The 18,162-nt window shown below is 53.5% G+C and carries 15 protein-coding genes; 5 read left to right on the top strand and 10 right to left on the bottom strand.

Annotated features, from left to right (window positions below):
- The first annotated feature begins 14 nt into the window (after positions 1-14).
- Together rfbG and ACEWZM_RS08200 are read left to right on the top strand one after the other, a co-directional pair.
- Positions 15-1,118 carry a CDP-glucose 4,6-dehydratase gene (rfbG, locus tag ACEWZM_RS08205; protein WP_414005971.1) on the top strand — a complete coding sequence of 368 codons (1,104 nt, stop codon included), beginning with the start codon at positions 15-17 and terminating at the stop codon, positions 1,116-1,118.
- Positions 1,115-2,029, top strand: a complete 915-nt coding sequence (locus tag ACEWZM_RS08200) for an NAD-dependent epimerase/dehydratase family protein (protein ID WP_414005970.1) — start codon at positions 1,115-1,117, stop codon at positions 2,027-2,029. The genes rfbG and ACEWZM_RS08200 overlap by 4 nt, the downstream gene beginning before the upstream one ends.
- 464 nt (positions 2,030-2,493) lie before the next feature.
- Here the strand turns inward: ACEWZM_RS08200 and ACEWZM_RS08195 are convergent, their stop codons facing one another.
- The 10 genes from ACEWZM_RS08195 to hmgA all read right to left on the bottom strand — a co-directional run bounded on the left by ACEWZM_RS08195 (position 2,494) and on the right by hmgA (position 15,894).
- On the bottom strand, positions 2,494-5,877 hold the full coding sequence (locus tag ACEWZM_RS08195) for an error-prone DNA polymerase (protein ID WP_414005969.1): 3,384 nt from the start codon (positions 5,875-5,877) through the stop codon (positions 2,494-2,496).
- A complete protein-coding gene (locus ACEWZM_RS08190) occupies positions 5,874-7,352 on the bottom strand; it encodes a Y-family DNA polymerase (RefSeq protein ID WP_414005968.1) in 1,479 nt (492 codons plus the stop codon). Before ACEWZM_RS08190 ends, ACEWZM_RS08195 begins: the two co-directional genes overlap by 4 nt.
- Positions 7,294-7,857 (bottom strand): ImuA family protein, encoded by a 564-nt coding sequence (locus ACEWZM_RS08185; RefSeq protein WP_414005967.1) that lies wholly within the window; start codon positions 7,855-7,857, stop codon positions 7,294-7,296. The genes ACEWZM_RS08190 and ACEWZM_RS08185 overlap by 59 nt, the downstream gene beginning before the upstream one ends.
- Positions 7,858-8,027: 170 nt before the next feature.
- Positions 8,028-9,383 carry an oxygen-independent coproporphyrinogen III oxidase gene (hemN, locus tag ACEWZM_RS08180; RefSeq protein WP_414005966.1) on the bottom strand — a complete coding sequence of 452 codons (1,356 nt, stop codon included), beginning with the start codon at positions 9,381-9,383 and terminating at the stop codon, positions 8,028-8,030.
- Positions 9,384-9,438: 55 nt separating this feature from the next.
- On the bottom strand, positions 9,439-10,116 hold the full coding sequence (maiA, locus tag ACEWZM_RS08175; protein ID WP_414005965.1) for a maleylacetoacetate isomerase: 678 nt from the start codon (positions 10,114-10,116) through the stop codon (positions 9,439-9,441).
- Between the two features lie 79 nt (positions 10,117-10,195).
- Positions 10,196-10,423 (bottom strand): DUF2783 domain-containing protein, encoded by a 228-nt coding sequence (locus tag ACEWZM_RS08170; protein WP_414005964.1) that lies wholly within the window; start codon positions 10,421-10,423, stop codon positions 10,196-10,198.
- Positions 10,420-12,042, bottom strand: a complete 1,623-nt coding sequence (locus tag ACEWZM_RS08165; RefSeq protein WP_414005963.1) for an FAD-dependent oxidoreductase — start codon at positions 12,040-12,042, stop codon at positions 10,420-10,422. The genes ACEWZM_RS08170 and ACEWZM_RS08165 overlap by 4 nt, the downstream gene beginning before the upstream one ends.
- 162 nt (positions 12,043-12,204) lie before the next feature.
- Complete coding sequence (locus tag ACEWZM_RS08160; RefSeq protein WP_414005962.1) at positions 12,205-13,155, bottom strand: MBL fold metallo-hydrolase; 951 nt, start codon at positions 13,153-13,155, stop codon at positions 12,205-12,207.
- A gap of 11 nt (positions 13,156-13,166) precedes the next feature.
- The gene (gene fahA / locus ACEWZM_RS08155) at positions 13,167-14,423 is read right to left on the bottom strand and encodes a fumarylacetoacetase (protein WP_414005961.1); all 1,257 of its coding nucleotides are present in this window, start codon (positions 14,421-14,423) and stop codon (positions 13,167-13,169) included.
- Between the two features lie 109 nt (positions 14,424-14,532).
- A complete protein-coding gene (gene hmgA / locus ACEWZM_RS08150; protein WP_414005960.1) occupies positions 14,533-15,894 on the bottom strand; it encodes a homogentisate 1,2-dioxygenase in 1,362 nt (453 codons plus the stop codon).
- A 72-nt stretch (positions 15,895-15,966) separates the two neighbouring features.
- On the opposite strand from hmgA, the gene ACEWZM_RS08145 reads away from it, so the two are divergent.
- From ACEWZM_RS08145 to ACEWZM_RS08135, 3 genes are all read left to right on the top strand, one after another.
- Entirely contained in the window at positions 15,967-16,407 is a 441-nt protein-coding gene (locus ACEWZM_RS08145; protein ID WP_414005959.1) for a MarR family winged helix-turn-helix transcriptional regulator, read from the top strand.
- A 57-nt stretch (positions 16,408-16,464) separates the two neighbouring features.
- On the top strand, positions 16,465-17,709 hold the full coding sequence (locus ACEWZM_RS08140; RefSeq protein ID WP_414005958.1) for an adenylate/guanylate cyclase domain-containing protein: 1,245 nt from the start codon (positions 16,465-16,467) through the stop codon (positions 17,707-17,709).
- A gap of 141 nt (positions 17,710-17,850) precedes the next feature.
- Positions 17,851-18,153, top strand: coding sequence for a VPEID-CTERM sorting domain-containing protein (locus tag ACEWZM_RS08135; protein ID WP_414005957.1), 303 nt, complete (start codon positions 17,851-17,853; stop codon positions 18,151-18,153).
- The last annotated feature ends 9 nt before the right edge of the window (positions 18,154-18,162 follow it).

Raw genomic sequence — 18,162 nt, 5'->3', positions numbered from 1 at the left:
AGGAACCCGCTGCAATGAGCTGGGAGACACCAGAAGCGTTTTGGAACGGGCGCAGAGTATTTCTGACAGGGCACACTGGGTTTAAGGGAAGTTGGCTTGCCCATTGGCTTCTGATGCTGGGTGCGGAGGTCCGCGGGTTTGCTTTAGCGCCCGACAGTGTCCAGGTACCTGACGGTTTTAGATCTTTGTTCGAAGAACTGGATCTGAACGCCAGGCTAGATCATATTGTCGGGGACATTCGGAATGAGGAAGCTCTCAAAGAAGCTCTGCTGGCATTCAATCCTGAAATTGTCCTGCACCTCGCAGCACAGCCTCTGGTCCGTGCGTCATATCAAAACCCGGTCGAGACCTATGCTACAAACGTCATGGGAACAGCGAATCTGTTAAATGCCTGCCGTTCAGTAGCTGGCCTGCGGAGCATTGTCGTTGTTAGCAGTGACAAATGCTATGAAAATCGCGAGCAGATATGGGCGTACCGCGAAACCGATCCAATGGGCGGCCATGATCCCTACTCAAACAGCAAGGGTTGCACAGAGCTGGTAACAGCCGCATTTAGAGCTTCCTATTTTCCTGCCGAACGCGCTGGAGAGCATGGCGTATCCATCAACAGCGCCCGGGCAGGGAACGTGATCGGTGGAGGAGATTGGAGCGAAGACCGCTTAATCCCAGATGCCATGCGGTCGATGCTGGCTGGTACCCCTCTGCAAATAAGAAACCCAAGAGCTGTGCGTCCTTGGCAGCATGTCCTCGAACCGCTTCAAGGATATTTGACGTTGGCTCGCAAAGGCGCATCGGATCCGTCATTCTTCTCAAAGGGATGGAACTTTGGTCCCGTGAACGAAGAAACCCTCTCGGTCGGCGAATTAGCAGAACACCTTGCAGCTAGATTGCATGGTAAGTTCTCTTGGCAGGAAGTCACGGATAAAGGGCCGCATGAAGCACAACTCTTGGCTTTGGACAGCACTGCGGCCCGCGCTTTGCTTGGATGGAAACCGGCACTGTCTCTGCAAGACATGCTCGATTTCACAGCAGACTGGTACAGTTGCCGCCGCCCAGAACAGCGGGCAGAAATGGTGTCTGGTCAGATAATCCGATATACTCAAAGTCTGATGCAATGAATGAGCTTGAGGGAAAGAGGGTTCTGCTTACAGGGGCCACAGGGTTCTTGGGCGGTAAAGTTCTGGAACGCTTGCGTCGTATCGACGCCATCATTGGCTGTTTGATAAGAAAGAACCGGAGTACGGTACTATTCCCAGAAGCTGAACGTCTTGAAATAACAGACAGAGCGACTGACATTGTCGAAACGGTCTGTGGTTTCCGCCCAGATGTGATGATCCACTGCGCTGGCTTGGTTCAAACCACACACGGTCCGAGTGATATAGATGCGATGCTGCAAAGTAATATCCAACTGGCTGTAGCACTGTTGGAGGCCGGACGGCAGCTTGGTGAGCTTCGCATCGTCAATCTTGGCACCTATTTAGAGCACGACAGTAGCGGAACGGTTGCGCCGACAAGTCTTTATGCCGCGAGCAAGCGTGCTGTGGCTGAACTGCTGAATTACTACACGCATGCGGTTCCTACTCGTGCAATCTCAATCAAACCTTCCTTGATCTACGGAGCCGGAGATCCGCGCCCGAGATTGTTGCCCTCTCTGGCAAAGGCCATTGTCAATGGGCAAACACTAGAGCTTTCAGAAGGGTTGCAGAAGTTGGATCTCATCCACATTGATGATGTTGTTGAGGCTATTATCCAGGCCGCTACTCATCTGCTATCATCTGAATCCAAGACCGGGCACCAAGAATTTTTTGCTATTTCTGGTACCAGATTTAGCCTGCGTGATCTTGCTAGGAAACTTGAATATATTGCTGGCGGGGAAACTGATTTGCGTTGGGGAGCGCATTCTTACAAAGCAGAAGAGGTTATGGAGCCATTTTCGGGTGGGGCACCTTTGCCCGGATGGGTTCCAGCGGTTCCGCTGGATCAAGGATTGGCTGAGCTGGTTTCACAAATAGGCGATAAGGCTGGGTAGCGGGAAGGCTGGCGGGGCGTCGCTACTCGCTATGACTGATGTCCCTAAGTATTTCTGTAAGCATTCGATCTCGCCGTAACCCTCATATTTTGGATTTAGGTATTGAGCTTGCTCTCCGAGATGAGTTGCAAAGAGACAGAATGATGAGTTCCCATATATAACCCTTCTTTATCAACCAGAATAAATGTGTTCCTGTCGTTCGTATTTTCAAAGAATGGAACGATTAAGGTAGATGGGGCAAGGTGTTACGCCATATTTTGCCTATATCGCATCGCCATTCAAACTGACTTGTTTCTCACCTTTTGATGCCTTGTTTTTAGCGCTCGAGGGAAAAATAGAGCAGATGCTCGACGTATCCTGATCAGAATTATCTTTAACAATCGTGATGGTGAGATGAGCCTGCTGAGAAACATTGGAGAGAGCAGTGCGTTTTTAGATAGGATACGGCTGAAGTTGTCTCGGGCCTAATGAAAGTCTCGGCTTGGAAAGAGACGTTTTGCTTGGTCTCTTGGATGCATCGCACGGGCTGGATAACGGGAGCGTTTCGGGGTGTCGTCAGCACGGGTCCCTTCAGATTCAATCGCTTCGTCCAAAGGGTGTCCAAGCTCTGACAGTTGAGAAGATTTATCTTCGATATTCTGTGCGATGATGTGAACGACAGCGCCTTCCCGTTGAAGATATCCCGTGACACGCAGTAATCGACCGCCCATGACAATGCGGCGAAAGCGTTTATATATCTTCTTCCAGACCACGACATTGCAAACGCCAGTTTCATCCTCAAGGGTAAGGAATATCACTCCAGAAGCAGTCCCCGGGCGCTGTCGGGTGATAACTAGCCCGCATACGGAGACATGCTGGATAGGAATTTCTGTCAGACGGTTGTTACAGGTCAGGCCTGCTAGGGTCGGGCGTAATAGTTCCATTGGGTGGGCCCGCAAGCTCAGGCGCATGGAAACATAGTCTTCAACGACCTCTTCTCCAAGATGCATATTCGGTAGGACCACGTCCTGTTCGTTGATCACCTCTCCATCTAGTTGGTCATTAAATAGCGGAAGCTGTGTAGATGTTCGGATCGCCCTCACTTGCCAGAGTGCTTGCCTGCGGGGCACTCCCATTGTTGAGAAGGCATCGGCCTCCGCCAAGCGCTCCAGTACAGGGGGTGCAAGCCCCGCGCGTAGCCAGAGGTTTTCGGGATCCATGTAACCATTGCCGCGCGCATCAATAATCCGGTCTGCATCGTCTTCTCTGAAACCTTTGATTTGACGAAAGCCGAGGCGCAGAGCCAATACACCATCAGGGCGGCGCTCAAGAGAGTTGTTCCACTCGGAATGGTTTACGCAGATTGGGCGGACCTCAGTGCCATGATCGCGCACATCTCTGACAATCTGCGCCGGGGCGTAAAAGCCCATGGGTTGAGAGTTGAGTAATGCGCAGGCAAAAATGGCTGGGTGGTGACATTTAAGCCAAGCTGAAACATAAGCTAGCATGGCAAAAGCCGCTGCATGGCTTTCTGGGAACCCGTAGTCGGCGAAACCTTCTATTTGCCCAAAACACCGTTCGGCAATTTCCAGGCTGTATCCATTCTTTAACATGCCGGCGATGAATTTATGGCGATATTTTCCAATCGTACCCATACGCCGAAACGAGGCGAGTGAACGGCGCAGATGGTCGGCTTCTTCTGCTGAAAATCCCGCGCCAACAACAGCGATTTGCAAAGCTTGTTCTTGAAACAGAGGAACCCCTAGGGTGCGCCTGGTTACCTGTTCCAATTTAGGTCCAAATGGTTCTGGGTTTTCTAAACCGTTGCGGCGACGAATATAGGGTTTAACCATATCACCTTGAATGGGACCAGGCCGTACGATGGCGACTTCAATAACCAGATCGTAGAATTCTCGTGGCCGCATCCGAGGCAGGAAATTCATCTGTGCTCGGCTTTCAACCTGAAATACTCCCACTGCATCTGCCGCACAGAGCATATCGTAGGTCGCTTTATCCTCTTGAGGAACAGTAGCGATTTTATGTGTTATATTCTCGTGTTGTTGCATCAAAGAAAATGCCTTTTGAATGCAGGTGAGCATGCCCAATGCCAGCACATCGACTTTGAGAATGCACAAGGCATCAATATCACTCTTGTCCCAACAGATAACGGTGCGATCTTCCATTGCTGCATTCTCAATCGGGGCAAGTTCATCCAACCGCCCACGGGTGATGACAAAACCGCCTACGTGTTGCGAAAGATGGCGGGGAAAGCCGATGATCTCCCCGATCAGTTGAAGCGTCTGCATCAGACGACGGTCCCCAGGATTGAGCCCCAGTTCGCGTATGTGATCCAGATCGACACTGCCGTTGCTCATGCCCCAAATCTGCCCGGACAAACCTGCAGTCACATCTTGACTAAGCCCCATGACCTTACCAACCTCTCGGATGGCAGCGCGTGTGCGAAAGTGGATTACCGTCGCGCATAGCCCGGCGCGATGGCGGCCATACTTCCCGTAAATCCATTGAATCACCTCTTCGCGCCGTTCATGTTCGAAATCCACGTCAATATCCGGCGGCTCGCCTCGGTGTTTTGATACAAAGCGTTCAAAGATCATTGAAATTGTATCGGGACGGACGTCCGTGATGCCTAAGAGATAGCAAAGGATGGAATTGGCCGCAGATCCGCGACCCTGGCAAAGGATGCCTTCGGACTTGGCGAATTGCACAATGTCATGCACGGTCAGAAAATAGGCTGAAAATTCCAGCTCTTTGACCACTGCTAGCTCTTTTTCCATCAGTTGAGTTTCCCTATCTGGTGGACCATCAGGGTAACGATGCTTCAGGCCTTCCTTTACAAGTCGCTCCAAACGCTCCTGAGATGTCTCGCCTGCGGTGTCCTCATGTGGGTATTCGTAGGACAGTTCGCCCAGGTCGAAATTACATCTGCTTGCAATCTCGATTGTGCGCTGCACTGCGGCTGGATGGTTCCTAAAGACCCGTGCCATATCCGCACCTGCTTTTAGGCGGCGTTCTCCATTGGGTAGAGCCCGGGTGCCGATCTCGTCTATCTTGATATTCTCGCGCATGCAGGTCAGCACGTCGGCGAGTTTTCTGCGTTTGGCGTGGTGCAGCAGTACGTCTCCGACAGCGACCATCGGGGTACATGTTCTTTGCGCCAACTTTGCACAGGATGTCAGGTAAGCTTGATCACTACCATCATAGCGCGGAGCGGCCCCCAGAAAGACATGGTTCGGGAACTGTCTTCCCATTTTCTGAATGTCTAAGGCGACTTCGCTCAATTGGCCTTTTGGTAGAGCGATCAGTATCATATCTTTGCAGGCAGTGATCATATCCTCAATATAAAGGATACATTGGCCTTTTTCGGCGCGCCGTTTCCCCACGGTCAGTAAGCGCGCTAACCCCTTATAGGCCATTCGATTGCACGGAAGTGCGATCCAATCAACTGGACTATCTTGCAGGACGAGGCGGCTCCCAACAATAAGCTTAGGGAGAGACGTTGTTGGCGGTTTGGCAAGAGCACATGCCTGCCCAACCTCTTGCCGGGACGAAGAATCAATCCGGTGCTGAGACCGAATTTTCAACGTGTCTTGTATGCCACGCCTTAGCTCTTTCATTGCAGTCCATGCGCGGACGACCCCCGCAAGCGAGTTGTGATCAGTGATGGCAATTGCTGACAGGCCCAATTCTGCAGCACGCACAACAAGCTCTTCTGGATGCGACGCCCCGGTCAAAAAAGTGAAGTTTGAGGTGACACAAAGTTCCGCGTAATCTTGCCTTTCAATGCGCGTTGACCACGGGTTTTGTTGACCTTCCTCTACAGGATGGTGGGTTTGTTTGAGCTCCGTCATGCGAATTCCCCCTGCACGAACCAACCGGGTTTTTGAGGTGTGTAAAACAGCCAGAGCCGTCGCCCTTGTGTGGTTTCCACCTGCCAGTAATCACGTAGGCCAGATAACCAATTGTCATCTTCCAGCCACCACTCAGGGGTGATGCGTTCAGGGCCGGTGGCACGACCTATGGTCAGGGAAATGCGTCGCCAGCGAAAACGCTCTGGTGGATGGGAGCCGATGCCCGCAATTGGTTCGGGAGGGAACAAGCAGAGTGGTCGAGGGTTTTTAGAGACCCAACCGCTGGCTGCCGTTGTATAGGCCGCGGGTGCAACGATAAAACTTCGCTCCGGAATATGGCTGTCGGCGGGTTGAAACCGCTGAATATTTTCGAGACCGATCCGTGTCCCGATCCGGGTGATAAGATCGTCTAATTGGTCATCGGTTTTAGTTTCAACGTGGGTGATTTGTTGTGTTGGCAGTGCTTCCGTCTGTGTCGATTCAAGGTGAAGCTGATCGATGCCAAAGCCCGCGTCGATTTCCGCCAACCCTTTTTCAAACAAGGGGAGAATGCGGAGAGGGTCGCTTAAGGGGCGGGCGAGACGTAACTCTACCTCTTGTTGATCCTGATCTACGCGTCGCAGTGTTAATACAAAGACACGTGCGCCTCTCTCGTGTGCTTTCAGTTTGGCACAAAGCTGCGTCAGCAACCTTTCTGTACCGGCCATCACATCGTGAATAAGGCCGATAGGGTCTGGCAGCGTTATGCGGACCCTATAGTGAGGCGGGTCGGCTAAGGGGGTGATTTCTTCTCGTTGTCTCCCCAAAGCCTGATCAAGCCTTAATAAGATGCGCGGCCCAAAACGACGGGTAAGCGGGGCGCGAGGGGTTGCAGCTAGGTCACCGATTGTGCGTAGGCCCAATCTGGCTAAAGCCGTCGTTGTTTTTCCGTCTAATCGAAGCGCGGTGGCAGGAAGATTTTGAAGATGAGACAGCATATTTCCGGGAGAAGCCAGCCCTTCGCCGTAATGCGCCAAAGCCCAGGCGGCTCCGCGTGTATCTGCCACACCAAACTGCACAGAAAGACCTGCACGCATCAAACCAGCGCGCATGTCGGCGAGCATACTTTCCTCTCCTCCAAAAAGATGAGAGGAGCCGCTGATATCAAGTATCAAACCGTCTCGGCCTTCTAAACCAACCCATGGGCAATACCGGGTAGCCCAGTGGCGCAGAGTCAGCAGGAATTGGTGATCCTGATAAATATCCGCCGTTTTTGTCTGTAGATCTGGGCAAAAAGCACGCGCATCTGAGTGCGCCATATCTTGATGTAAGCCCTGCCGCATGGCTTCGATGTTGAGGCAATAGAGCCGATTTGCATTGCTATGATTGATTGTGAGCGCAAAAGGACCGGACAGCGGATGCTGCCGGAGAAACCGGTCACTGGCTAACCGGGGAAACCATATCGATACGACGCGACGCGTGATTCCATCGAACATGCCAAGATCCAAGTGTTCCTGATTTGTTCTTAATAAGACTCCAGCGTTGTTGAGTCGAGTCTTGCGATTGAAAAACGGGATGGCAGTACCATCGTGTTTCGGCAGCGTGACTCCCCATGCCTTCAGGAATCACACACAGGCCGGTGCTATTCCCGGCCTTCGCGGCAAGCTGTAATCGTCGTCCTGCGGTTAAGCTTAGCGGCTTACTGATGTCGACCATAACCAACGTCACTGCTTTCTCGCGCAGAGCTTCTTCAGCGCTGGCGAGCCCGTCGGTCTGATGTCTTACATTTGCGATTAACAGTTGAGAGGGGTTTGTAAACTCGCTTAATCCCTGAGGATTGATGCATTCCAGGCGATAGTTTTCTCGTATCCAAAGAGTGGTGCCGCTGGTCTGGCCCATCAATGCTGCAAAAAAGCCAAAGCTACCTGGTCCGTAAACCTCATGTACGCGTCCACGCTTGAGAGGAAAATATGGGAGCACTGAAGAGGACATGATCAACATATATATTTTCCCGAAGCTATGCAAAAGCGCGGAACTTTATGAGACATCAAGATTTCTACAGATGCAGCGGAAGACGAAGGGTCGTGAATCCCAAGGAGGCGTGTGACGAGACGCGAGGTTAAGCCTGACCAGGGGGGCTTGGGGGCGGGTCATTGATCACTCATTTCAGGTCAGGATGCCTGACTGTAGCGTACACCTTGTGGTTTGTGCGCGTCGAATGCGCTAGCAATGATCCGTGTCAGGGCACGCCCTTCGGGATTGATCCGCAGGACATTTTGGTCAAGCGTTACCAGATCGCTATAAGTCGCAGCCACTCTTTCCAGGTCCGTGTTCAACTGATTGCTCAATTGTCCAAAACGGCCGTGCAATTCAGTGCGGTCGAGACAGAAATCGCACATCAACATCTCAATGGCGCGGGCGCGCATTTTGTCGATTGGTGTGAGCATGTGGCCGCGTGCACCTGCAAGCTCTCCGGCCTCGATTTGCTGGATATAAGCAGCGGTCGCGGCCGTGTTTTGTACGTATCCGCCTTCGAAGCGAGAGATGGAAGATGCGCCAACGCCGATCAGCGTAGGACAAAGGTCGTCTGTGTACCCTTGGAAATTGCGACGCAGGCGGCCGTTCTTACGAGCCTGATTTAAACCATCCTTTGAACGTGCAAAATGGTCTATCCCGATGCTTGCCAACCGGGCAGAATGAAACGTCTCAGCAGCCAACTCTGCCAGATGATAACGGGTTTCATCACTGGGCAGAGTATTGTCGTCAATCAGCTTTTGTCGTTTTGCGACCCACGGGACATGAGCATACCCAAACAGAGCGACCCGATCAGGTGCGAGGGTCAGCACTTTGTCTACGGTGTCTGCAATTCGGGTCGTATCCTGATGAGGTAGGCCATACACGAGATCTGTATTGAGTGATTTTATTCCGGCTGAACGCAGGTCGGCAACACAGTTTTCGGTTATGCTAAAAGGTTGGATCCGACCGATGGCGGCCTGCACTTCTGGATCGAAATCCTGAATACCAATACTGGCCCGCTTCATGCCCTCTTGTGCGAGGGCATTGATCTTGTCGCGATCTACCATTGTGGGGTCAATCTCGACCGAGAATTCCCAATCATCTGCGGGAGGGATTGCGGATTTAACCGCTCGCGCCAGTCGATGTATGAGGGCGGGTGGTAAGATTGTTGGTGTTCCACCTCCCCAATGTAACCGTCCCATCCGCAACCCTTTTGGTAGGGTTTTGGCTAACAGGGCCAATTCCTTTTCCACTGTGGTTACATAGTTCTCAACTGGGCTGAGCGTTTGAGTCCCCTGAGTCCGACATGCGCAGAACCAACACAACCGTTCGCAAAACGGTATGTGAATATAGACCGAAACGGGCACGGTATGGTCCAGTCTCGATAGAGCGTTGCTTTGAAACGCGCAGTCTACGGCAGTGTTGAATACCGGTGCGGCCGGATAAGAGGTGTAGCGGGGCACGCGGCTGTCAAAAAGTCCCAGCGCGCGGAGGCGGTCGATCTGTTTCATACTGCCAGATATGCCCGTTTCCAGCATATCTGACTTTGCGCCAAATCAAATATCCCTAGGGAAGTGGTGAACCAGCGTCTTGAACTGCGTCGGGATGGGCATTCGCAAAGGCGTGATTTTCCACACAGGTGGTCTCTATCGCAGAAAGCCGGTGAAGATCCCCAAAATCCACGCCCCAGCGACGGGCGTTGTAGAGCTGCGGCATCAGGCAGAGATCGGCAAGACCCGGACGGTTCCCAGTGCAGTAGGGCGCAGAGGGATATTTTTCCAACAACATGTTAAAGGCAATGAGACCGGGGCGGATGAAATGGCGCATCCAGGCTCCAGGCATGTCGATCGATTGCTCAGCGTCAGACAAAGCAGGGTCTCTAACAAGACTGGTGGCGTAGCGCGCAACTCTCAGGTTGCAGACAGGATGTAGGTCAACCGCAATGGAATGGGCAAGGGCCTGAACCCCGGCGCGCTCTGCCGGGCTGTCGGGTAGCAGGCCTAGGTCTCGAGTTTGGTCGAGGTAGTCCACAATGGCCAGCGATTGTGTTAGGCGCAGCCCATCGATCTCCAGTACGGGTACCAATCCCTGAGGGTTTCGGCCCAGATGATCCGGGTTGCATTGCTCGCTCTTAACTAGATCTACTGTTACTGCTGTATAGCGGATCCCTGCGAGGTTCAGAGCTATCCGGACCCGGTAGCTGGCCGAAGATCGCCAATAGTCATAGAGTACGACATCGGACATTGCGGTTCTCCTGTATTATCAGAGTGCATGATAAAACCACTGTTGTGGCCAACTCCAAATTTTGTGCGCTCTTTGGAACTCAGCCGATCTCCTCTTGAGAAAGCGTGGCTGCATCCAGCGCTTGGGACAGGATTGCACGTGTTCCGATGTGGTTTGCCAGCACAAGCACAAGCCGTGCATTAAATGCGTCACTGTCAGCTTTACTCAGATCTTCATGAGCGGCCAGTAGCTCCGCGTAGAAGTCATCGGCCCGTTCGATATTCGGGGCCAGGATCAGCTGTTCCAGTTGCGTATCTAGGGCACTCATACTGATGTTTCCTTGCCAATTGCGCGACGCAGCGCTGTGCGAAACTGAATTTCGTCAAATGTCGGGTGGCGTGCAGCCACATGCTGATCAGGCCGAATCAGGTAGACTGCGCTTGTCGCTTCACCAAGGTAACGGTCACGTAAGGTCTGTGTCGTGTCGTCTTTGGCCGATAGCGCAAGCCGCGTTACTGTGATGCCTTCTTCTTCGAAATAATCCGGCGCATCCGCATCGATGGTCAGCAGGGTAAACCGGTCTGCCAACTGTGGCAGTAGATAGCCATCCGGAGTGGTGGCGTCGGGGCAGGGGCTGCCAGGTTCTGTCCGCTGCGGCCCACCGTTCAACGCGTCAGTGGAATTCAATGCCGATCCCGCATAGGTGCAGGGGACGGACAGCCGCCCAGAGTTCACCAACGGACGGGCAAAGGCGTGGTGTTCGGACAGATCCAGAACCGCGTCGCGGAGAACCCGGCTCATCTCTGACTTGGGGGTAATGAAATCTGTGGATCGAGAAGAGTTAAGAATATTCTCATCTGCGCCATAAACGCGTTCGCTGTCATAGCTATCGAGCAGGCTTTCAGGTGCTTTGCCGTCCAACACCAGTTTGAGCTTCCAGCACAGGTTATCTGTGTCTTGTAGGCCTGAATTGGCACCACGTGCGCCAAAGGGAGAAACTTGGTGCGCCGAGTCGCCCGCAAACAGCACTCGTCCATGGCGGAACTTCTCCATCCGGCGGCATTGGAAGGTGTAGATCGACACCCATTCTAGCTCGAACTTCACATCGTCGCCCAGCATTTCCCGGATGCGAGGGATGACGTTTTCGGGGCGTTTTTCGTGTTCTTTGTCGATATCCCAGCCTAATTGCAGATCAATGCGCCAAACGCCATCCGGTTGCTTATGGAGTAGTGCCGACTGACCTTTGTTGAAGGGGGGGTCGAACCAGAACCAGCGTTCAGTTGGGAAATCTGCATCCATGACGACATCGGCAATCAGGAAGTTGTCCTCAAACACCCGGCCGACAAAATCCAAGCCCAGCATCTGGCGAGTCGGTGAGCTTGCCCCATCACAGGCAATCAGTGAGTCGCCTTCTATGTTGTAGAGGCCTTCTGGGGTGTCGATTTCGATTGTAACGTAGTCGTCATGAGAGCCAATCGCGGAAACCTTGTTACGCCCGCGAATATCTATTGGTGCCCCAGCGGCTTTAAGCTCTTGCGCGCGCTTTACCAGATATTCTTCAAAGTAATACTGTTGAAGATTAATAAACGCTGGTTGAGCATGACCGCTCTCCGGCAGCAGATTGAATTCATAGACTTTGCGTTCGTCAAAGAACACTTTCCCCAGGTTCCACTGCACCCCCTTGTCTACCAGAGGTTTCGCAATCCCAAGCCTGTCCGCGATTTCAAGCGTGCGTTTGGAAAAACAAATGGCACGGCTGCCGGAGCTAACCTTGTCATTGTCATCCAACACTACAACGCTGACACCCTGTTGCGCAAGATCAATGGCTGCAGCCAGACCAACGGGTCCAGCACCGATCACGATGACCTGATGGCGTACCGGAGACGATGCGTCCTGATCCTCGCTGCGTTGATAGGGGTACATGGGAACTTCAAAGATCTTGTTCATTTGGTTTCCTCCCAAAACCGCGTGCCATTTGGCATAGCTCACTCATGCCCCGGCGTTGGTCCTCCGGGATCGGGCAAAAGTCCGTCATAGGTTTCTGTGGGGCGATCCGACCTAGATCAAATCGCCTCCATTTGAAGTGCCGACCTTGGCAGGCCGCAAATCTTAACCCTGCAAGGCTTCCCACATTTCCAGATCGCGTTGCGCTGTCCAGATCCGAGGGGTGTCAATGCCGCGAGCCTCATCATAGGCGCGCGCGACGTTGAACGGCAGGCAATGTTCGTAGATCGCGTAATCGATAAACTTCGGGTCACATTCGGCGCGCACCGCATCCCAGGCCTCTTTTAAGGAGCCGTTGCGGGCTGCGATTTTGGCTGCAGGGCGGTAGGTGCTCTCTACAAAATCGCGAGTGTTTTCGATGGCAGCGTTGACCATTTCCTTGCCAACCAGTGCATCACCCCGACCCGGAGCGATGGCGTCGACGTCAAACCCGGCAATATTGTCCAGCGTATCACCCCAGTCGCTGAAATGACCGTCACCGCAGTAGCAGGCCGAATGGTATTCGACGATGTCGCCAGTGAACATAACGTTTTGATCTGGGACATGAATAACGATATCGCCTGCGGTGTGGGCACGGCCCAGATGCATCAGATCAACCCGGCGATTGCCCAGATAGATTGTCATATCCTCAGAAAACGTGGTGGTCGGGTAGGTTAGCCCAGGAATGCTCTCGTGACCTTCAAATAAGCGAGGGAAGCGTTGAAACTCGCTGTCCCAGTCCTCTTGCCCACGTTCAACAACCATCGCTCGGGCTGCATCGCCCATGATGATCTGATCGGTTCCAAAAGCTGAAGCGCCCAGCACCCGCACTGCGTGGTAATGGGTCAATGCCACATGGGTGATCGGCTTGTCGGTGACCGAACGCACGCAGTCGATCACTTTTTGTGCCAGGCGCGGCGTCGCCTGTGCCTCGACGATCATCACACTATCGTCGCCGATGATCACGCCAGAGTTCGGATCCCCCTCGGCAGTGAAGGCATAAATCCCGTCGCCGATCTCATCAAAGGTGATTTTCTTTTCGGTCATGTCCCCTTGGGACGCAAATGCCTTGGCCATAACTATCTTCCTTATCTTGCGTAGGGATCGTCAAGCGCGGGTAGGATGCTACCCGTGCAATCGCCAAATCCGATTGTATAGCCCTTGCCTTTAGCCGCGCCTTTAAGCGTCAGCGTATCGCCGTCAGCGATGAAGGTACGTTCTTCTCCGCAATCCAGCGTGAGCGGCTCTTTCCCCCCCCAACTGAGTTCCAATAGCGAACCGCGGCTCTCTTTGGTGGCGCCGGAAATCGTGCCGGAGCCCAATAGGTCACCAGCATTCATAGGGCAGCCTGATGTGCTGTGATGCGCCAGTTGTTGTGCGGCGGAGTAGTACATTTCTTTGTAGTTTGTTTGCGCAATGGTCGAGGCTTCTTTCCCCGTCGGCGCCATGGTTACCTCCAGATCAATGTCGTAGAGCATGGGTCCACAGTCTTTGATGTGATCCAGCAATGCCACCTCACGTTCTGGAGTGTCACAGCGGAACGGTTCCAATGCCGCTTTTGTCACAATCCAAGGGCTGATCGAGGTTGCGGTCGCCTTCGCTTGGAAGGGGCCAAGGGGCTGGTATTCCCATGCCTGGATATCCCGCGCTGACCAGTCGTTCAGCAAGACGTAGCCAAAGATATGGTCATCTGCTTCTTGTACAGTAATCGGTCCGTCTGAAGGTGTGCCGACGATAGCGCCCATTTCCAGCTCAATATCAAACCGCGCGCAGGGGGCCCAACGAGGAGCGGCATCATTCGGGCCTTTCAACTGACCCCAAGGGCGACGGACATCCGTGCCAGACACTACAACGGAGGAGGCACGGCCATTATAACCGATCGGAATATGCAGCCAGTTTGGCGGCAGCGCGTTCTCAGGGCCACGAAACATTGTGCCGACATTCGTGGCGTGGTTCTTGCCCGCATAAAAGTCGGTGTATTCGCTGACAGCAAAAGGCATGTGCAGCTCGGCTTTTTCAGCCGAAACCAGCAGTGCCTCGACTTTCGCCTGCTCGGCAGTTCCGTCTGATAACAGCAAAGTAAGACGTTCGCGCAGAGCGGCCCAGACAGCTGGCCCTTCCTCCATCAGGTCATTCCAATAGGGGACATCGAACAGTGGTGCGTCGCCAAGCTGGATTAACCCGGCTTCTTCAGCGGCCTGCATATCAAGGATCATGTCGCCAATGGCCACGCCGCAGCGCGGATCATCTCCGTCGATGGAAAACACGCCATAGGGCAGGTTATTTAGAGGAAACGGGTGGGTCGGGCTGTTCGCCGAAGCAACCCAGGATTTTTTCAAAGGCATGTGTTGTCCTTTTCATCTGAGAGTTGTCGCTCTCGTCATCATTCCCGCAATAAGCCGGGGGTGAATGTAGCCTATTTGGCCTCAGAGGGGGTTGCCCCCTGCTGTTGTGCTATTTTTTGCCGGGCGTTCCGTCGAAATTCTTTTCGATATCTGACCAGCAATCGATGTAATCGTCCTGTAGCGGCGCTTCCTTCGCGGCGAAAGCCGTCAGGTGCTGCGGGAAACGGGTCTCGAACATAAAGGACATCGTGTTGTCTAGTTTTTCAGGCCCCAGGTTCGCATTGGACGCGCCTTCAAATGCATTCTTATCTGGCCCGTGTGGCAGCATCATATTGTGGAGGCTGACACCACCCGGAATGAACCCCTGCGGTTTGGCATCATACTGGCCATAAATATTGCCCATCAGCTCTGACATGATGTTCTTGTGATACCAAGGTGGGCGGAAGGTGTTTTCAGCCACCATCCAACGTTCACGGAACAGGACAAAGTCGATATTGGCAGTGCCGGGCTGGCCTGACGGCGCTGTTAGCACCGTGAAAATAGATGGATCCGGGTGATCGAATAGGACAGCGCCTACCGGACAATAGGTGCGCAGATCATATTTTAGCGGTGCATAGTTGCCATGCCATGCTACGACGTCCAGCGGAGATTGGCCAATCTTGGTCTCATGGAACTGCCCGCACCATTTGATGGTCACGGTGGAAGGGGTTTCGCGGTCTTCAAACGCAGCAACTGGCGTCTTAAAGTCGCGTGGATTTGCCATGCAATTTGCGCCAATCGGTCCTCGCCCAGGTAACTCGAATTTCTGGCCGTAGTTTTCACAGACAAATCCGCGGCACGGGCCTTCCAACACCTCGACCCGGTAGACCAGACCGCGTGGGATGATCGCGATTTCCTGCGGTTCTAGATCAATGATACCCAGCTCCGTCGCGAAGCGAAGGCGCCCTTCCTGCGGAACAATCAGCAGCTCAGAATCTGCAGAGAAGAAATAGCTGTCCACCATCGATTCTGTCACAAGATAGATGTGGCTGGCCATACCGACCTGCGTGTTCACATCGCCTGCTGTGGTCATGGTACGCATACCTGTCAACCAGGTACGGGCTTGGTTTGCATGTGGTGCCGGGTCCCAGCGATATTGGCCCAGGCTGACCACATCGGGGTCGACATAAGGGGCCGATTTCCAATACGGCAGATCTATTTTTTCGTATCGATGTGAGTGTTTTACCGAAGGCCGGATGCGATAGCACCATGTACGCTCATTCTGATGGCTAGGGGCCGTAAAGGCTGTGCCACTCAGCTGCTCTCCATAAAGGCCGTAGTTGCATTTCTGCGGGCTATTCATGCCCTGTGGCAGGGCACCGGGCAAAGCTTCGGTCTCAAAATCATTCCCAAAGCCGGACATATAGCCTTCGTGGACTCCTGCGAGCGAGGGCGCTTGTCTCATTTGATTGGGATCGACCTGGCGTGTCATGGTGCGTTCCTTTCGTTGCTTAGCATGTCGGTAATAGTTGATTTTGTAACTAACAAGGGATAGCTCTGCTGAATGGATGAAAAAGTTGACTTTGCTTTGCAAGATTTCCTGCCGTATCTGCTCAATCGAGCGGCGGAGGAGTCATCGCTTGAGTTTCAAAAGCACTACAAGAACCGCTATGGGATGCTGCGCAACGAATGGCGCGTCTTGTTTCACCTGGGGAACTACGGCCGCATGACCGCAACTGAGATCGGCCAGCGCGCGAAGATACATAAGACCAAGATAAGTCGCGCAGTGGCCAAACTGGCAGAGCGGCGATTCGTGTTGAGGCACCGCGATGAAAAAGACCGGCGGGCTGAACATCTGGAACTGACCCCTCAGGGGGAGGCCGCCTACCGTGACCTGAGCACCCAGGCTGCGATTTATGACCAACAATTGGCGGCACGGCTTAGTGAAGGTGAAAGCGAGGCGCTGCGTCATATGCTACGCAAGCTGGCGGGAATTGCCCCATAGACATCCACCGGATGAGACTTCAGATTGGAATGAGACCACAATATGAGGCAGAGCTAAATGACGGATGCGGATCCGCGCGCCACGCCGATAATCGATTGGATTACTGTTGAAGGGCTACGTGGTGCGAGCCGTCAGGAGATGTTGCAAGGCTTCTGCCAGCGGCTTGCGGATAGCGGTGTGCCACTTTTGCGGTTTCACTTGGCTCAGCGTGCCTATCATCCGAAATATGGCGGCATTGGGTTTAGCTGGACCCGGGCAGATGGGCTGTCACACGAGTTCTATGAGCACAGCGATACTCCGCGCGATGAATGGCTCTACAGCACCTTCTACTATATGTTGGAGCGAAAAGTGCCGGAGTTCCGTAGCAAATTGACGGGACATGTGCTGGAACGGTTTCCCGCCTTGGCGCAGTTCAAAGAGCGTGGAGCGACCGACTACTTTGCGCTGGCAAAACGATTTGGAGATTTTGCTGATGCTCCCTTTGATCCACGACGTCCTGGGGAAGGGGTTCTGTCATCCTGGACGACGGACAGGGCCGATGGGTTCTCTGATGCTGATCTATCCCTAATTCGAACGACCTATCCGCATATAGCGCTGGCATTGCGCGCAGCATCAGCCCAGCAGATGGCCAAGGACCTGTTGCAGGTTTATCTGGGACGCGACGCTGGGCAGCGGGTTCTATCAGGAGAAATTCAGCGAGGATCCTCGCGACAGATCGATGCCGTGGTTTGCTACTTTGATCTCAAGGGGTTTACCCAGCTTGCGGAGCAGATACCCGGCGCCGAGCTGATCGATATGCTTAACGACTATTTTGGCCTAGCAGTTGAAACGATGCAGGCCAATGGTGGCAATATTCTCAAGTTCATGGGAGATGGCATTTTGGCGATGTTTGATCTCGGCAGCATTGACGAAGATGCCACCGCCGCTCTCGCTGCTGCCGGCGATCTTCAAGGGAAAATTCGACAGCGCAACGTTGAACGCGCTGAGCAGGGAGTGCCGGTTGCGGATTTCACGTTGGCTTTGCATGCGGGAGAAATTCTTTACGGCAATATCGGATCGGCAAACCGGTTAGACTTCACCGTTATCGGAGCAACGGTCAATCTGACGGCGCGGATCTCTGGGATGCACACCTCCGTTGGGCGTAGCATTATTGTTTCGGAACAGGTCCAAAGAGCGGCTCAGCCGACCAACCATGATCTGGTATCCTTGGGGCGCTATATGTTGCGTGGGGTAGCGGAACCAGTGGAACTGTTCACGATTTACGAGGGTGACCCAGCTGATGGGCCAAGTGCAGAGCCTTAACAAAAGATAAATTTCGCCATATTTTTCGCATTTTCCTTCTTTAGTTCTCTGATCAGAGGTGATGTCGAGGCCATCAAGTTTCGGACAGGTGATCATAGAACATCACGCATGATACAGAGAGAGCAGCAAGGAAATGATGCGATGAAGCGAACACTGCGCTTGAAAGATCTGACGACCGCTGCCGCTGTGTGGCTAGCTACAGGCCCGCTAGCGTTTGCGGCTGGCGAATGGCCTGTTGAAGGTGGCGGCCCTGGAAATGGCAACGGCTGGGGTAACGGCTGGGGAAATGGTTGGGGCAACGGCGGAGGGAACGGTAACGGAAATGGCGGCGGCCAAACGGTCCCTGAAATTGATGTCAGCGCTGGGCTACTCGCCGTCGCGGCCGTCGCGGCTGCATTGCTGTTGGCTTGGGAATTGCGCCGACGTCGCTCTGTTCTGGACTGACGCGACCAA

It is taken from the genome of Phaeobacter cretensis, assembly GCF_047372505.1.
GTDB lineage: Bacteria > Pseudomonadota > Alphaproteobacteria > Rhodobacterales > Rhodobacteraceae > Phaeobacter > Phaeobacter cretensis.
The sequence above is the reverse complement of the archived record's forward strand: the minus strand, read 5'-3'. Positions and strand labels throughout refer to the sequence as shown.

Bases quoted from the DNA above. Each gene is read 5' to 3' on its own strand.
- ACEWZM_RS08135 (WP_414005957.1), top strand. From the start codon at position 17,851: ATGAAGCGAACACTGCGCTTGAAAGATCTGACGACCGCTGCCGCTGTG.
- ACEWZM_RS08190 (WP_414005968.1), bottom strand. From the start codon at position 7,352: ATGTTCGATGGAATCACGCGTCGCGTCGTATCGATATGGTTTCCCCGG.
- fahA (WP_414005961.1), bottom strand. From the start codon at position 14,423: ATGCCTTTGAAAAAATCCTGGGTTGCTTCGGCGAACAGCCCGACCCAC.
- hmgA (WP_414005960.1), bottom strand. From the start codon at position 15,894: ATGACACGCCAGGTCGATCCCAATCAAATGAGACAAGCGCCCTCGCTC.
- ACEWZM_RS08140 (WP_414005958.1), top strand. From the start codon at position 16,465: ATGACGGATGCGGATCCGCGCGCCACGCCGATAATCGATTGGATTACT.
- ACEWZM_RS08170 (WP_414005964.1), bottom strand. From the start codon at position 10,423: ATGAGTGCCCTAGATACGCAACTGGAACAGCTGATCCTGGCCCCGAAT.
- ACEWZM_RS08165 (WP_414005963.1), bottom strand. From the start codon at position 12,042: ATGAACAAGATCTTTGAAGTTCCCATGTACCCCTATCAACGCAGCGAG.
- maiA (WP_414005965.1), bottom strand. From the start codon at position 10,116: ATGTCCGATGTCGTACTCTATGACTATTGGCGATCTTCGGCCAGCTAC.
- ACEWZM_RS08195 (WP_414005969.1), bottom strand. From the start codon at position 5,877: ATGACGGAGCTCAAACAAACCCACCATCCTGTAGAGGAAGGTCAACAA.
- ACEWZM_RS08160 (WP_414005962.1), bottom strand. From the start codon at position 13,155: ATGGCCAAGGCATTTGCGTCCCAAGGGGACATGACCGAAAAGAAAATC.
- ACEWZM_RS08200 (WP_414005970.1), top strand. From the start codon at position 1,115: ATGAATGAGCTTGAGGGAAAGAGGGTTCTGCTTACAGGGGCCACAGGG.
- hemN (WP_414005966.1), bottom strand. From the start codon at position 9,383: ATGAAACAGATCGACCGCCTCCGCGCGCTGGGACTTTTTGACAGCCGC.
- rfbG (WP_414005971.1), top strand. From the start codon at position 15: ATGAGCTGGGAGACACCAGAAGCGTTTTGGAACGGGCGCAGAGTATTT.
- ACEWZM_RS08185 (WP_414005967.1), bottom strand. From the start codon at position 7,857: ATGTTGATCATGTCCTCTTCAGTGCTCCCATATTTTCCTCTCAAGCGT.
- ACEWZM_RS08145 (WP_414005959.1), top strand. From the start codon at position 15,967: ATGGATGAAAAAGTTGACTTTGCTTTGCAAGATTTCCTGCCGTATCTG.